Origin of the sequence: Staphylococcus taiwanensis (assembly GCA_020544305.1) — a bacterium.
GTDB lineage: Bacteria > Bacillota > Bacilli > Staphylococcales > Staphylococcaceae > Staphylococcus > Staphylococcus taiwanensis.
Genome location: CP058667.1, coordinates 882,222 through 897,597 on the forward strand (window position 1 = coordinate 882,222; position 15,376 = coordinate 897,597).

The 15,376-nt window shown below is 35.1% G+C and carries 11 protein-coding genes, 6 tRNA genes and 2 rRNA genes; 15 read left to right on the forward strand and 4 right to left on the reverse strand.

Annotated features, from left to right (window positions below):
- Positions 1–106: 106 nt before the first annotated feature.
- From HYI43_04130 to HYI43_04195, 14 genes are all read left to right on the forward strand, one after another.
- Positions 107–3,032 (forward strand): 23S ribosomal RNA (locus HYI43_04130).
- Positions 3,033–3,100: 68 nt separating this feature from the next.
- Positions 3,101–3,215 (forward strand): 5S ribosomal RNA (gene rrf, locus HYI43_04135).
- A 12-nt stretch (positions 3,216–3,227) separates the two neighbouring features.
- Positions 3,228–3,302, forward strand: a tRNA-Asn gene (locus HYI43_04140).
- Position 3,303: 1 nt separating this feature from the next.
- A tRNA-Glu gene (locus HYI43_04145) sits at positions 3,304–3,378 on the forward strand.
- A 5-nt stretch (positions 3,379–3,383) separates the two neighbouring features.
- Positions 3,384–3,459 (forward strand) — tRNA-Val (locus HYI43_04150).
- Between the two features lie 10 nt (positions 3,460–3,469).
- Positions 3,470–3,553 (forward strand) — tRNA-Tyr (locus HYI43_04155).
- A 6-nt stretch (positions 3,554–3,559) separates the two neighbouring features.
- Positions 3,560–3,634: transfer RNA gene (locus tag HYI43_04160), tRNA-Gln, on the forward strand.
- A gap of 3 nt (positions 3,635–3,637) precedes the next feature.
- Positions 3,638–3,710 (forward strand) — tRNA-Lys (locus HYI43_04165).
- A 156-nt stretch (positions 3,711–3,866) separates the two neighbouring features.
- Positions 3,867–4,673, forward strand: a complete 807-nt coding sequence (locus HYI43_04170; protein ID UDI77779.1) for a TIGR00159 family protein — start codon at positions 3,867–3,869, stop codon at positions 4,671–4,673.
- 1 nt (position 4,674) lies between these two features.
- Positions 4,675–5,607, forward strand: a complete 933-nt coding sequence (locus HYI43_04175) for a YbbR-like domain-containing protein (protein ID UDI77780.1) — start codon at positions 4,675–4,677, stop codon at positions 5,605–5,607.
- A gap of 28 nt (positions 5,608–5,635) precedes the next feature.
- Entirely contained in the window at positions 5,636–6,988 is a 1,353-nt protein-coding gene (locus HYI43_04180) for a phosphoglucosamine mutase (GenBank protein UDI77781.1), read from the forward strand.
- A gap of 713 nt (positions 6,989–7,701) precedes the next feature.
- Positions 7,702–9,507: a glutamine--fructose-6-phosphate transaminase (isomerizing) gene (glmS, locus tag HYI43_04185; GenBank protein UDI77782.1), complete on the forward strand. Its 1,806-nt coding sequence runs from the start codon at positions 7,702–7,704 to the stop codon at positions 9,505–9,507.
- Between the two features lie 333 nt (positions 9,508–9,840).
- Positions 9,841–10,623 (forward strand): ABC transporter ATP-binding protein, encoded by a 783-nt coding sequence (locus HYI43_04190; protein UDI77783.1) that lies wholly within the window; start codon positions 9,841–9,843, stop codon positions 10,621–10,623.
- Between the two features lie 66 nt (positions 10,624–10,689).
- On the forward strand, positions 10,690–11,550 hold the full coding sequence (locus HYI43_04195; GenBank protein ID UDI77784.1) for an HAD family phosphatase: 861 nt from the start codon (positions 10,690–10,692) through the stop codon (positions 11,548–11,550).
- 79 nt (positions 11,551–11,629) lie between these two features.
- On the opposite strand, the gene HYI43_04200 is transcribed toward HYI43_04195, so the two are convergent.
- Positions 11,630–12,754 carry a YtxH domain-containing protein gene (locus tag HYI43_04200; protein UDI77785.1) on the reverse strand — a complete coding sequence of 375 codons (1,125 nt, stop codon included), beginning with the start codon at positions 12,752–12,754 and terminating at the stop codon, positions 11,630–11,632.
- A gap of 131 nt (positions 12,755–12,885) precedes the next feature.
- On the opposite strand from HYI43_04200, the gene HYI43_04205 reads away from it, so the two are divergent.
- Entirely contained in the window at positions 12,886–13,617 is a 732-nt protein-coding gene (locus HYI43_04205; protein UDI77786.1) for a metallophosphoesterase family protein, read from the forward strand.
- Here HYI43_04205 and HYI43_04210 read toward each other — a convergent pair.
- The 3 genes from HYI43_04210 to HYI43_04220 form a co-directional block, all read right to left on the reverse strand.
- On the reverse strand, positions 13,614–13,712 hold the full coding sequence (locus tag HYI43_04210; protein ID UDI77787.1) for a hypothetical protein: 99 nt from the start codon (positions 13,710–13,712) through the stop codon (positions 13,614–13,616). The two genes, HYI43_04205 and HYI43_04210, sit on opposite strands and share 4 nt — an antisense overlap.
- A gap of 336 nt (positions 13,713–14,048) precedes the next feature.
- Positions 14,049–14,996 carry a CDF family zinc efflux transporter CzrB gene (gene czrB / locus HYI43_04215; GenBank protein UDI77788.1) on the reverse strand — a complete coding sequence of 316 codons (948 nt, stop codon included), beginning with the start codon at positions 14,994–14,996 and terminating at the stop codon, positions 14,049–14,051.
- Position 14,997: 1 nt separating this feature from the next.
- Entirely contained in the window at positions 14,998–15,318 is a 321-nt protein-coding gene (locus HYI43_04220) for a helix-turn-helix transcriptional regulator (protein UDI77789.1), read from the reverse strand.
- Positions 15,319–15,376: the final 58 nt, after the last annotated feature.

Genomic DNA, 15,376 nt, shown 5'->3' on the forward strand with positions numbered 1-15,376 from the left:
AAAGCTTGAATTCATAAAATATAATCGCTAGTGTTCGAAAGAACACTCACAAGATTAATAACAGGTTTCTTAACATTAGAACTACGTTCTAATATGGTGGAAACATAGATTAAGTTATTAAGGGCGCACGGTGGATGCCTTGGCACTAGAAGCCGACGAAGGACGTTACTAACGACGATATGCTTTGGGTAGCTGTAAGTAAGCGTTGATCCAGAGATTTCCGAATGGGGGAACCCAGCACGAGTTATGTCGTGTTATCGACAAGTGAATTCATAGCTTGTCAGAAGGCAGACCCGGAGAACTGAAACATCTTAGTACCCGGAGGAAGAGAAAGAAAAATCGATTCCCTGAGTAGCGGCGAGCGAAACGGGAAGAGCCCAAACCAATAAGCTTGCTTATTGGGGTTGTAGGACACTCTATACGGAGTTACAAAAGAATATATTAGACGAATCATCTGGAAAGTTGAATCAAAGAAGGTAATAATCCTGTAGTTGAAAATATATTCTCTCTTGAGTGGATCCTGAGTACGACGGAGCACGTGAAATTCCGTCGGAATCTGGGAGGACCATCTCCTAAGGCTAAATACTCTCTAGTGACCGATAGTGAACCAGTACCGTGAGGGAAAGGTGAAAAGTACCCCGGAAGGGGAGTGAAAGAGAACTTGAAACCGTGTGCTTACAAGTAGTCAGAGCCCGTTAATGGGTGATGGCGTGCCTTTTGTAGAATGAACCGGCGAGTTACGATCTGATGCAAGGTTAAGCAGTAAATGTGGAGCCGTAGCGAAAGCGAGTCTGAATAGGGCGTTGAGTATTTGGTCGTAGACCCGAAACCAGGTGATCTACCCATGGTCAGGTTGAAGTTCAGGTAACACTGAATGGAGGACCGAACCGACTTACGTTGAAAAGTGAGCGGATGAACTGTGGGTAGCGGAGAAATTCCAATCGAACCTGGAGATAGCTGGTTCTCTCCGAAATAGCTTTAGGGCTAGCCTCAAGTGATGATTATTGGAGGTAGAGCACTGTTTGGACGAGGGGCCCTTCTCGGGTTACCGAATTCAGACAAACTCCGAATGCCAATTAATTTAACTTGGGAGTTAGAACATGGGTGATAAGGTCCGTGTTCGAAAGGGAAACAGCCCAGACCACCAGCTAAGGTCCCAAAATATATGTTAAGTGGAAAAGGATGTGGCGTTGCCCAGACAACTAGGATGTTGGCTTAGAAGCAGCCATCATTTAAAGAGTGCGTAATAGCTCACTAGTCGAGTGACACTGCGCCGAAAATGTACCGGGGCTAAACATATTACCGAAGCTGTGGATTGTCCGTAGGACAATGGTAGGAGAGCGTTCTAAGGGCGTTGAAGCATGATCGCAAGGACATGTGGAGCGCTTAGAAGTGAGAATGCCGGTGTGAGTAGCGAAAGACGGGTGAGAATCCCGTCCACCGATTGACTAAGGTTTCCAGAGGAAGGCTCGTCCGCTCTGGGTTAGTCGGGTCCTAAGCTGAGGCCGACAGGCGTAGGCGATGGATAACAGGTTGATATTCCTGTACCACCTAGCATCGTTTTAATCGATGGGGGGACGCAGTAGGATAGGCGAAGCGTGCTGTTGGAGTGCACGTCTAAGCAGTGAGATTGAGTGTTAGGCAAATCCGGCACTCTTAAGATTGAGCTGTGATAGGGAGAGGAAATTGTTTCCTCGAGTCGTTGATTTCACACTGCCAAGAAAAGCCTCTAGATAGATAATAGGTGCCCGTACCGCAAACCGACACAGGTAGTCAAGATGAGAATTCTAAGGTGAGCGAGCGAACTCTCGTTAAGGAACTCGGCAAAATGACCCCGTAACTTCGGGAGAAGGGGTGCTCTTTAGGGTGCAAGCCCAGAAGAGCCGCAGTGAATAGGCCCAAGCGACTGTTTATCAAAAACACAGGTCTCTGCTAAACCGTAAGGTGATGTATAGGGGCTGACGCCTGCCCGGTGCTGGAAGGTTAAGAGGAGTGGTTAGCTTCTGCGAAGCTACGAATCGAAGCCCCAGTAAACGGCGGCCGTAACTATAACGGTCCTAAGGTAGCGAAATTCCTTGTCGGGTAAGTTCCGACCCGCACGAAAGGCGTAACGATTTGGGCACTGTCTCAACGAGAGACTCGGTGAAATCATAGTACCTGTGAAGATGCAGGTTACCCGCGACAGGACGGAAAGACCCCGTGGAGCTTTACTGTAGCCTGATATTGAAATTCGGCACAGCTTGTACAGGATAGGTAGGAGCCTTTGAAACGTGAGCGCTAGCTTACGTGGAGGCGCTGGTGGGATACTACCCTAGCTGTGTTGGCTTTCTAACCCGCACCACTTATCGTGGTGGGAGACAGTGTCAGGCGGGCAGTTTGACTGGGGCGGTCGCCTCCTAAAAGGTAACGGAGGCGCTCAAAGGTTCCCTCAGAATGGTTGGAAATCATTCATAGAGTGTAAAGGCATAAGGGAGCTTGACTGCGAGACCTACAAGTCGAGCAGGGTCGAAAGACGGACTTAGTGATCCGGTGGTTCCGCATGGAAGGTCCATCGCTCAACGGATAAAAGCTACCCCGGGGATAACAGGCTTATCTCCCCCAAGAGTTCACATCGACGGGGAGGTTTGGCACCTCGATGTCGGCTCATCGCATCCTGGGGCTGTAGTCGGTCTCAAGGGTTGGGCTGTTCGCCCATTAAAGCGGTACGCGAGCTGGGTTCAGAACGTCGTGAGACAGTTCGGTCCCTATCCGTCGTGGGCGTAGGAAATTTGAGAGGAGCTGTCCTTAGTACGAGAGGACCGGGATGGACATACCTCTGGTGTACCAGTTGTCGTGCCAACGGCATAGCTGGGTAGCTATGTATGGACGGGATAAGTGCTGAAAGCATCTAAGCATGAAGCCCCCCTCAAGATGAGATTTCCCAACTTCGGTTATAAGATCCCTCAAAGATGATGAGGTTAATAGGTTCGAGGTGGAAGCATGGTGACACGTGGAGCTGACGAATACTAATCGATCGAAGACTTAATCAATTTATTTCAACGTTTTGCGAAGCAAAATCATTTACTTACTATCTAGTTTTGAATGTATAATCATTCTCTTGTCTGGTGATAATGGCAAGGAGGTCACACCTGTTCTCATGCCGAACACAGAAGTTAAGCTCCTTAGCGCCGATGGTAGTTGGACTAACGTTCCGCTAGAGTAGGACGTTGCCAGGCAAATTATATTATTCCGCAGTAGCTCAGTGGTAGAGCTATCGGCTGTTAACCGATCGGTCGTAGGTTCGAATCCTACCTGCGGAGCCATGGCTCCTTGGTCAAGCGGTTAAGACACCGCCCTTTCACGGCGGTAACACGGGTTCGAGTCCCGTAGGAGTCACCATTATAGGAGAATTAGCTCAGCTGGGAGAGCATCTGCCTTACAAGCAGAGGGTCGGCGGTTCGAACCCGTCATTCTCCACCATTTATAAGTCGGAGGGGTAGCGAAGTGGCTAAACGCGGCGGACTGTAAATCCGCTCCTTCGGGTTCGGCAGTTCGAATCTGCCCCCCTCCACCATCTTATTGGGCTATAGCCAAGCGGTAAGGCAACGGACTTTGACTCCGTCACGCGCTGGTTCGAATCCAGCTAGCCCAGCCATTAGAGCCATTAGCTCAGTTGGTAGAGCATCTGACTTTTAATCAGAGGGTCAGAGGTTCGAATCCTCTATGGCTCACTTTGAACCACTCCATTGCGGAGTGGTTTTTTTTATTTTAATGTAAATACCTTTATTTGCTATAAAAATTTTTATACAATTTATTTGTTCGTATGACAGTTATGATTATCATTGGTATAATTATGACTATGGAAAAATATAATCGGAGGAGATGTTATGGATTTTTCCAACTTTTTTGATAATCTTAGTACATTGAAAATAGTTACAAGTGTACTAGATTTACTTATTGTATGGTATGTCCTTTATCTTCTCATTACTGTATTTAAGGGAACCAAGGCTATACAGTTACTTAAAGGTATTTTATTTATAGTTATTGGTCAACAAGTAAGTAAAATTCTTAATTTGACCGCAACATCAAAACTGTTTGATATCGTTATTCAATGGGGGGTACTAGCACTTATAGTGATTTTCCAACCTGAAATACGACGTGCACTTGAACAGTTAGGTCGTGGAAGTTTATTTAAACGTTATACTAATACTTACAGTCATGATGAAGAAAAGTTGATTCAGTCGGTGTCAAAAGCTGTGCAGTATATGGCTAAGAGACGTATTGGTGCATTAATTGTTTTTGAAAAGGAAACAGGTTTACAAGATTATATTGAAACGGGAATACCAATGAATTCAGAAATATCTCAGGAGTTATTAATTAACGTATTTATTCCTAATACACCATTACATGATGGTGCAATGATCATTCAAAATTCAAAAATTGCTAGTGCAGCAAGTTATCTACCGCTTTCTGATAGTGCTAAAATTTCTAAAAGTTTAGGTACTAGACACAGAGCAGCAGTAGGTATATCAGAAGTATCAGATGCTTTTACAATAATCGTTTCAGAAGAAACAGGCTCTATATCAGTAACCTTTGATGGTAAATTGAGAAGAGATATTTCCACAGAAGTATTTGAAGAATTATTAGCTGAACATTGGTTCGGCTCACACTTTCAAAAGAAAGGTGTGAAGTAATATGCTAGAAAGTAAATGGGGTTTAAGATTTATTGCTCTGATATTAGCTGTATTTTTTTACTTGTCTGTGAATAATGTTTTTGGAAATATTTTTAGTAACGATAATTTATCACAAAATTCTTCAAAAACTATTGAAGATGTACCTGTAGAAATAATCTATAATTCTAAACAATTGCATGTTACTAAAGCACCGGATACAGTGAATGTCACTATATCTGGACCACAATCAAAACTATTGAAAATTGAAAATTCGGATGATATCAAAGTTGCTGTTGATTTATCAAATGCAAAAGCGGGCGACTATAAAGAGGACTATATTGTAAAAGGGCTTAGCAATGATATTAATTACAATGTAAAACCTAAACAAGCCTATGTCACGTTAGAAAATAAAGATTCTAAAACAATGCATGTTCAACCTGATATAGGAAAAGATGATATTGATCCCAATTACAAAGTGAAAGAAAGTTCAATAGAACCTAATTCGGTTAAAGTAACAGGTGGTAGGGAACAATTAAATAAAATTGCTTATTTAAAAGCTACATATAAAGATGTTAATAAGTTAAATAAAGATACATCTGATGTAGCGGATGTTACAGCTTTTGATAAGTCATTAAATAAACTAGACGTTAATATTCAACCTAGTGAAGTAAAGCTAAATGTGAAGTTAGAACAATATAGTAAAAAAGTTAAAGTTAAAATGCGTACTACTGGTAGTCTACCAGATGGAAAAAGCTTAGATGATATTTCGCTTGATGATAAAGAAGTCGAAATTTATGGTAATAGAGATGATTTGCAAAACGTTGATGAATTAGAGGGAACAATTAATTTAGATGATATCACTGAATCAACAGATAAAAACGTCGAATTGAAATTACCGGATAATGTGAAAAAAGCTGAACCTAGTGAAGTAACAGCACATATTAATTTGAAATAAATAAACGATTAAAAAAGGAGTATTAATAATGGGAAGATATTTTGGTACTGATGGCGTTAGAGGAGTAGCAAATAAGGAATTAACACCTGAATTAGCCTTTAAATTAGGCCGTTATGGTGGCTATGTATTAGCACATAATGAAGGTGCAGAAAGACCAAAAGTATTAGTAGGTAGAGATACGCGTGTGTCTGGAGAAATGTTAGAATCAGCATTGATAGCTGGATTAGCTTCAATTGGTGCAGAAGTTATGCGTTTAGGTGTTATTTCAACACCTGGAGTTGCTTATTTAACGAGAGAGATGGAAGCAGAATTAGGTGTAATGATTTCAGCGTCACATAATCCTGTTGCTGATAATGGTATTAAATTTTTCGGTGCAGACGGATTTAAATTATCAGATAATCAAGAAAATGAAATTGAAGCATTACTTGACCAAGAAAACCCAGATTTACCTAGACCAGTAGGTACAAAAATTGTTCATTTCTCTGACTATTATGAAGGTGCACAAAAATATCTAAGTTATTTAAAATCAACAATAGATGTTAATTTAGAAGGTTTAAAAATAACATTGGATGGTGCAAATGGTTCGACTTCAGCTTTAGCCCCATTTTTATTTGGAGATTTAGAGGCTGATACAGAAACAATTGGATGTAGCCCAGATGGCTATAATATTAATGATAATTGTGGATCAACACATCCTGAATTATTAGCCGAAAAAGTACTTGAAACAGAAAGTGACTTTGGTTTAGCTTTTGATGGCGATGGAGACCGTTTAATCGCAGTTGATGAGAAAGGTCATATTATTGATGGCGACCAAATTATGTTTATTATTGGTCAAGAAATGCATAAAAATCAAGAATTAAATAACGATATGATTGTTTCTACTGTGATGAGTAACTTAGGATTTTATAAAGCTTTAGAAAACGAAGGTATCAAATCTAACAAAACTAAGGTTGGAGATAGATATGTAGTTGAAGAAATGCGTCGAGGCAACTACAATCTTGGTGGCGAACAATCTGGTCATATTGTTATGATGGATTATAATACGACTGGTGATGGATTGCTAACAGGCGTTCAACTTGCAGCTGTAATTAAAATGAGTGGTAAATCATTAAGCGAATTAGCATCTCAAATGAAAAAATATCCACAATCATTAATTAATGTTAAAGTAACGGATAAACATCATGTTGAAGAAAATGCAGACGTTAAAAAAGTAATGGATGAAGTAGAAACTGAAATGAATGGTGAAGGTAGAATATTAGTTAGACCTTCAGGAACTGAACCTTTAGTTCGCGTAATGGTAGAAGCAGCAACAGATGAAGACGCGCAACGATTTGCGCAACGAATTGCTGATGAAGTACAATCAAAAATGGGCTTAGAGTAAAATTAAAAGTATATATTAGGAAGATATCATCCCTATGAGGTAGACTCTTTAAAAGTCACTTTATAGGGATTTTTTATGAGTAGGTACATAAAAAATAAAAGCGCTTTCATTAAATTGGCTACTATATTGTTTATCATTCATATAATAATAAAACGTAATTATTATGAGAAGTAGAAAAATATAAAACATATTTATTTTAAAAATTTACTAAAAAGGTCGGAAATTGTTTGCATTCATTTATCTGAAAAGTGTAAAATAAATGATATTGGAAGGAGGAAATAACTAATTATAATTGAAGCGCCAGGGCAATTGATATATACATTGATAATTAAGAATTAAATATGCTAATTCTTATAGAGTATCTTATTAATTTGCAGACGAGGAGAATAGTCATCGAGATAATCGGCGGATGCTATTCCGGATGAGGCACATTCGTTAGCTTATTAATTAAAACATTTAGGTAACTAAATGCACAAAAATAATAAGAATGCCAAATAATTTTAAAAAACATACAAATAAAGTATGGCTAAAATGGGTAAGAAAGATAGAGATTAGAATATAATTAATAGTTAATTTGAATATTAACTATCTTGATAAATTAAGTTATAAATATATAAATATGATTAAATTCTTAATCTTAAATCTTAGTCATTTTAATTAATTTCATATAACAGATGAGAATTAAAGAGCCATTAATTACGGAGGAATATTTTATGTGCGGAATTGTTGGATATATTGGTTATGATAATGCCAAGGAACTATTATTATCAGGTTTAGAAAAGTTAGAATACAGAGGGTATGACTCTGCAGGTATTGCAGTAGCCAATGAAAACGGAACTACTGTATTCAAAGAAAAAGGACGTATAGCTGAGTTAAGAAAAGTTGCTGATGATAACGATATTGATGGACATGTTGGTATCGGTCACACTCGTTGGGCTACTCATGGTGTACCAAGTACTATGAACTCACACCCACATCAATCTAATAATGAACGCTTTACATTAGTTCATAACGGCGTAATTGAAAACTATGAAGAGTTAAAAAATGAATACTTAGCGGATGTTACATTCCATTCTGAAACTGATACAGAAGTTATTGTTCAATTAGTTGAATACTTTTCTAATAAAGGCTTAACTACTGAAGAGGCATTTACTAAAGTTGTATCTTTACTACATGGTTCATATGCATTAGGTTTATTAGATAACGAAGAAGAAGATACAATCTATGTTGCTAAAAACAAATCTCCTTTATTAGTGGGTATTGGTGATGGCTTTAATGTAATTGCTTCAGATGCACTAGCAATGATTAAAGTTACAAATAAATATAAAGAAATTCATGACCATGAAATTGTAATCGTTAAAAAAGATAATGTTGTTATTAAAGACCAAGATGGCAATATTCAAGAGCGTGATGCATATACTGCACAAATTGATGCTTCAGATGCTGAAAAAGGCATTTATGAACATTACATGCTTAAAGAAATTAATGAGCAACCTGCAGTAATGCGTCGTATTATTCAAGAGTATGAAGATGAAAACGGTGATTTAAAAATTGATCCAGAAATCGTTAAAGACGTAGCTGCAGCAGATCGTATTTATATTATTGCAGCTGGAACAAGTTACCACGCTGGATTAGTAGGAAAAGAATATCTTGAAAAATGGGCTGGTGTACCTACTGAAGTACATGTTGCTTCTGAGTTTGTATATAATATGCCATTATTATCTGAAAAACCACTATTCATTTATATTTCTCAATCTGGTGAAACTGCAGATAGTCGTGCTGTATTGGTTGAAACAAATAAATTAGGTCATAAATCACTTACAGTAACGAATGTTGCTGGATCAACATTATCACGTGAAGCGGATCATACATTATTATTACATGCGGGTCCAGAAATCGCAGTAGCTTCTACTAAAGCTTATACTGCACAAATTGCTGTATTATCTATACTTTCTCAAGTAGTTGGTAAAGTACATGGCCGTGATAATAATATTGATTTATTAAGAGAATTAGCTAAAGTAACGACAGCTATTGAAACTATCGTAGATGATACACCTAAAATGGAACAAATTGCTAAAGATTTCTTAGAAACAACACGTAATGCATTCTTTATTGGCCGTACAATGGACTATAATGTAAGTCTTGAAGGTTCATTAAAATTAAAAGAAATCTCTTATATTCAAGCAGAAGGTTTCGCTGGTGGGGAATTAAAACATGGTACAATCGCACTTATTGAAGATGGTACACCTGTTATTGCATTAGCTACTCAAGAGAAAGTTAACTTATCAATTCGTGGTAACGTCAAAGAAGTTGTAGCTCGTGGTGCTAACCCATGTATTATTTCTATGGAAGGATTAGAAAAAGAAGGCGATACTTATGTTATCCCTCACGTACATGAGTTATTAACACCATTAGTTTCTGTTGTTACACTTCAACTAATTGCCTATTATGCAGCGCTACACAGAGATTTAGATGTAGATAAACCACGTAACTTAGCTAAATCTGTTACAGTAGAATAATACTTTCTATATATAGTGGAAATGTCTAAGTTATAAATAATAATATAGAGCTACATTGCAAATTCGCAGTAGCTGACTGAACTTAGAAGGGCTTAATCAAGCTTTTCTCAGTTCTAGACATTCCTTACGGGACTGAGATGACGAATTCGATAAGAATTCTATCTCAGTCCTTTTTGCTTAATAGAATATTAAATTTAAATGTAACTAATGTGATTATGAGTGGAAAAATTAGAAATGAGTAACTAATTAACTTCGTTTTTGTCCTATTAAATCATGCGCTTTGTACAATTATCTGAATTATCTTACAATAATAGTGACACGTGAGGTGATTTCATGTTAATTACATTGAATAATATCAGTAGAAAAAAACAAGGTAGATGTATTATTAATAATATCAATTGGCAGATACGAGAAGGAGATAAATGGATTTTATATGGTATGAACGGCGCAGGTAAAACAACGCTCTTAAATATTTTTAATGCATATGAACCAATAACAAACGGGCAAATACAATTATTTGGTATGGAACCAGGTAAAATTGGGTTTTCGGCAGATAAAGTAAGAGCACAAATTGGATATGTTTCTGGAAGTTTATTAAATAAATTTCCAGAAGGTGAAAAAGTCATTGATATAGTAATAAGCGGTGCTTTCAAATCGATTGGTGTTTATAAAGAAGTCAGTGATTTACATATAAAGCAAGCTCAAGAACTATTAGAGATAGTTGGTATGAACAAATATGAACAGCAATATTTAGGCTATTTATCTACAGGTCAACAACAAAGCGTTATGATCGCCCGAGCCTTAATGAGTAACCCGAAGTTAATTATTTTGGATGAACCAGCTTCTGGTTTGGATTTTTTAGCTCGCGAAAATTTATTTAAGGTTATTGAAGATTTAAGTATTAAACGACCTGAACTTTCAATAATATATGTCACTCATTTTGTTGAAGAAATAATTCCAATATTCAATAAAATATTTTTATTGAAAGATGGAAAATGCTTTGGTAAAGGGTTAATCCCAAATATATTAACTAATGATATGATGTCTAGGTTATTTGAACGACAAATTGAAGTGATTAATCGAAAGCAACGGTACGCACTATATCTAAAAGATTAAGGTCATTGCACTTTTAAATAAATAATGACACAATTTAAGCAAAGATAAGTAAAGGAGCTAACTAATATGGCACTAGAAAATATTAAAGCAATTTTTCTCGATATGGATGGAACCATCTTACATGAAGATAATAAAGCATCAAATAAAACTAAAGAAGTCATTGATCATTTGAGAGAAAAAGGATACAAAGTATTTTTAGCTACAGGACGTTCTTATTCAGAAATTAACAATCTTGTCCCAAAAGGATTTGAAGTTGATGGAATTATAAGTTCAAATGGGACTAGTGGTGAAATTAATAATAGTAATTTATTTATGCATAGCTTATCAACTGAGAACGTAAAAAAAATAGTTACATTGGCTCAACAGCAAAAAATTTATTATGAAGTCTTTCCATTTGATAAACAAAGACTCGCTTTAGATGAAGATCAATCATGGATGGATGAAATGATTCAAGGGAATACGCCACCAAATCATGTTAGTGAAAGTGAATGGACTTCTCGATTAGATGCTATGGCAGGTAAAATTAATTGGTCAAACAATATTCCTGATGATGACTATGCAAAAATATATTTATTTACCCCAAATTTAGATAAAATTACTAGATTTAGAGATGAGTTAATTCAAAATAAAGTATTACTAAATATAAGTGTTTCTAATTCATCAAGATATAATGCGGAAACGATGGCTTATAATACTGATAAAGGTACTGGAATAAAGGAAATGATTGAACATTTTGGTATTAAACAAGATGAAACGCTTGTCATAGGGGATAGTGACAATGACAGAGCAATGTTTGCCTTCGGGGGATATAGTGTTGCTATGAAAAATGCACGTCCAGAAATTAAAGAAATTACGGACGAAGTAACTGCATTTACTAATGAAGAAGATGGTGCAGCCCTATACTTAGAAGAAACATTTTTAAAATAAATGATATAAAAGTAACACATCAAGCTGTAATTTAAAAATAAGAAGAGACGCTCAAATATAATATGAGCGTCTCTTAGTTTTATTTGTCTTTATTTAATGTATCTTTCGCATCATTTTTTAAATCAGTAGAATGATGATTAACTTTATTAGACACATTATCTGAATGTTCTTTAGCTTTATCTTTAACTTCAGAACTTGTATTTGATACTTGATTGTTATCAGTATTGTTATTTAAGTCATGTTTATTTAAAGTATTATCTTTTTTATTTTTACGTTTTTTGTTTTTATCTTTTGGCGTTTTATCAAGTTTCTCGCCGCGTTTTAAGAAGTAATGGACGACACCCATGATGATAATGAAGTATAAAACAAAACGTAAAATAACAATAATTACTTGAGCTGTATTTAAAATAATTGATGCTACTTTCTGAGACATATTACCTGTTCCAATTGAAATTAATGTTCCAAGTGGTTGTGTAATAATAATTATAAGTAGATTGATAAGGATTACAGCTATAAAGAATTTGAACCATGTTTTATGACCATTTTTAATACCTTTAAATCCGTCTTTAAAATGACCCATTGCTTTAAGGTCTGATTCTTGAGTTAAAGATACAGAGTAATTAATCATTAAAATGAAGAAGAACCATGATACAAATGAAGTTACTAGACCTATAATAACGATTAAAATAATTTGAATCGTTAATAAAATAGCTGTTGCGTTATCTGATGTACTAAGTGATGACTGTAACGACGTAAATAATGGTGTTAGTGCAAGATTAAATAGATAATTTAATCCCATGATAATTAAGTACATAATCACTATAAGACCTAAAGTGATTAGAGCTAAAATTAAACTTTTACCATATTTACCTTTTTTAAAAGCTACAAATAAGTCAGTAAAACGCACATAGTCTTTCTTAATTGCTTTAGCAATTACATTTAAAGCACCTGCAAGCAATTGGTAGCCTGCAAATATGAAAAATATTAATCCTAAAAGTAGAATTAAAATCATTAAAAATAAAATTGGTCCTGATGACTGTTGTAATTGGGCTGCTATCTGCATTTGCATGAAGTATTGCATAAAGAATGTTCTAGCAACGCCAAAAATCACAAATACTACTAGAAAACTTATTATACTGAATAATATAGTTTTAAGAATTTGCGATTTAGCATTTTTTAATGCCAAACTGTGATATTTGAACAAATATAAGCACTCCTTTTTCTTAATATAAATACAATATCAAAGATTGTACTTTTTTTAAAATAATATCTAACATATTCGGCAATTAAGTGTTAAAATATGCTAATGATTATTTTTTGAAAGGAGTTATCATCATGAAATTTGCGATTATAACTGATGTGCACGGTAATTATGATGCTTTAGAAACTGTGTTAGATGATATTGATAATAGAGACGATATTGATGAAATCTATAATTTAGGAGACAATATTGGAATTGGACATGAAACAAATAAAGTTTTAGATACAATATTCGATCGTAATGATATGCAGATCATTGCCGGTAATCATGATGAGGCGATTATGTCGTTAGTCAATAATACTCCTTACCCCGAAGATTTGAAAGACAAGTTTTATGAACATCATCAATGGATAGAAAGTCATATGGACGAAGATTATTATGATCGAATTAATTTGTTACCTAGATATATTGAAAAGAATATCTGTGGTAAAAAATTATTATTTATTCATTATGATATTAAAGAAGAAAAGCTTGAAGCTGGCATTGAGGATCAACCATTTAGTCCTATAACTGAAAATAGTAAAGAAGCGATAATAGAATTATTTAAAGATAAAGAGGCAGATTTTATAGCTTTTGGGCATAATCATCAAATGCATTTATATGATGATAATAAAACAATTTATTTTAATCCTGGATCAGTGGGATTAAATAATGGATCTAATGCGGTTTATGGTATTGTTACTATTTCTGAAAATGAATTTTCAGTTGAGAGAATTAAACTCCCATATGATAATGAAGAATTTTTACAAGGCTTTGATGAAAAACAAGTTCCAGCAAAACAACTTATATTCGACAAATTTATTTAAATAAACCACATCACTCGTTTAATGTCATTAAGTAGTTTTTCTATTTTACGATTAAAAAATATAGATTGTGTATAGGTATATAAAATGACTTTCAACATCATTATAGGGTAATGAGAAGTCGCTCCACGATGATGTTTATTAATTTATACGAAAGGGCCTTATTTCTTCAGGGTAATTTAATATAAAATTGTATACGAATTCGTAGTATTTATGACAAGACTCCTGAGGGTACAGTACTAGTTGAAGACTTTAGAAGTACTCACAGATTTATCTGTGTAGTATTTCTGGCTGAGACTGTATCCTCGGAAAGCGTAACCATATAATATGAATTATTGAGTATAAAGAAAGCACTAAGATGAGTTATTTTAATAATCACCTTAGTGCTATTATTTTAAGATTTATGTCCTAGTATGGTTTTGAATGAGTTAATGTTAATGCTTGTGAGTATGTTCCGAATGTGAGTGTGTTATGCCGGAGCATAAAATAGAATCGTCATGTTTATGTTTAGGTGTTTCAAATTGTATTGTCATATGTTGAATATTGAGATGTTCCAAATCGTTCTCAATTGTTTCAATTAGATGTTCACATTTTTCAATAGTAAGTGAAGCGTCTACTACGGCATGACAACTAAGTGCATTCATATCATTTGAAATTGTCCATACGTGATAATCATGTACATTTTGAATATCTTGATTGTTCATGATTGTATGAATAACTTTTTCTATATCTACATCAGTAGGTGTACCTTCCATTAAAATATTTAATGATGATTTCGTAATTCCGTAAGCACTTTTCAAAATTAAAAGTGAAACTAGGGTACTCGCTATGGGGTCGGCAATTGTAAAGTTAAACAACCAAATTAATATAGCTGCTATAATTGCACCGATAGATCCTAATAAATCACCTATAACGTGTATGAATGCACCACGCATATTTAAATTATGAGATGTATCGCCACCTCTAAACATAATAATTGCAACTATAATGTTAACAAATAAGCCAATTACACTAATAATAAACATTTCTTTAGATTGAACATCTGAAGGTGTAAAGAATCTTTTTATCGCTTCAATAATAATAAGCACACTTATAATAAATAAAGTTACGCCATTAAATAGAGCAGCTAGAACCTCAAAACGTTTGTATCCAAATGTTTTAGTAGAAGTTGCATTTTTTTCAGCATATATAAATGCAACGAGTGCAACGCCTAAGGAGATTGTATCACTAAACATATGGAGGCCATCGGATAATAAAGCCAAACTATTAGCAATAAACCCACCAATGATTTCTATAATCATAAATAATCCAATAATCGTAAAAGAAATTGCTAAAATTTTTTTATTGTTTGTATGGACATGTGTATGTGCATGATTTGTCATTTTACTTTTCACCTCTGAGATGTGTAGCATGATAAATTGCTTGTTTTAATAGGGTTGAAACATGTTGGTCACCTATTGAGTAAATCATAGATTGACCATGTCTAGATGCTTTAACGAGTTGTGTTTGTTTTAAAATTTTAAGTTGGTGAGAAACATTTGATTGACTTAAATTTAAAGTATGCGTAATGTGGCCTACACTTGCTTCACCATTTTCAAGTAACAATAAAATGCGAAGACGATTATAATCACTAAGCGCTTTAAAAATTTCGGTTGCATACTCTAGAGTAAAGTCTTGTGTATCATGTTGATTTGAATCGGTCATAAAGAACACCTCATATTAATATATGAATATATTTTCATACATTAATATACACTGATTG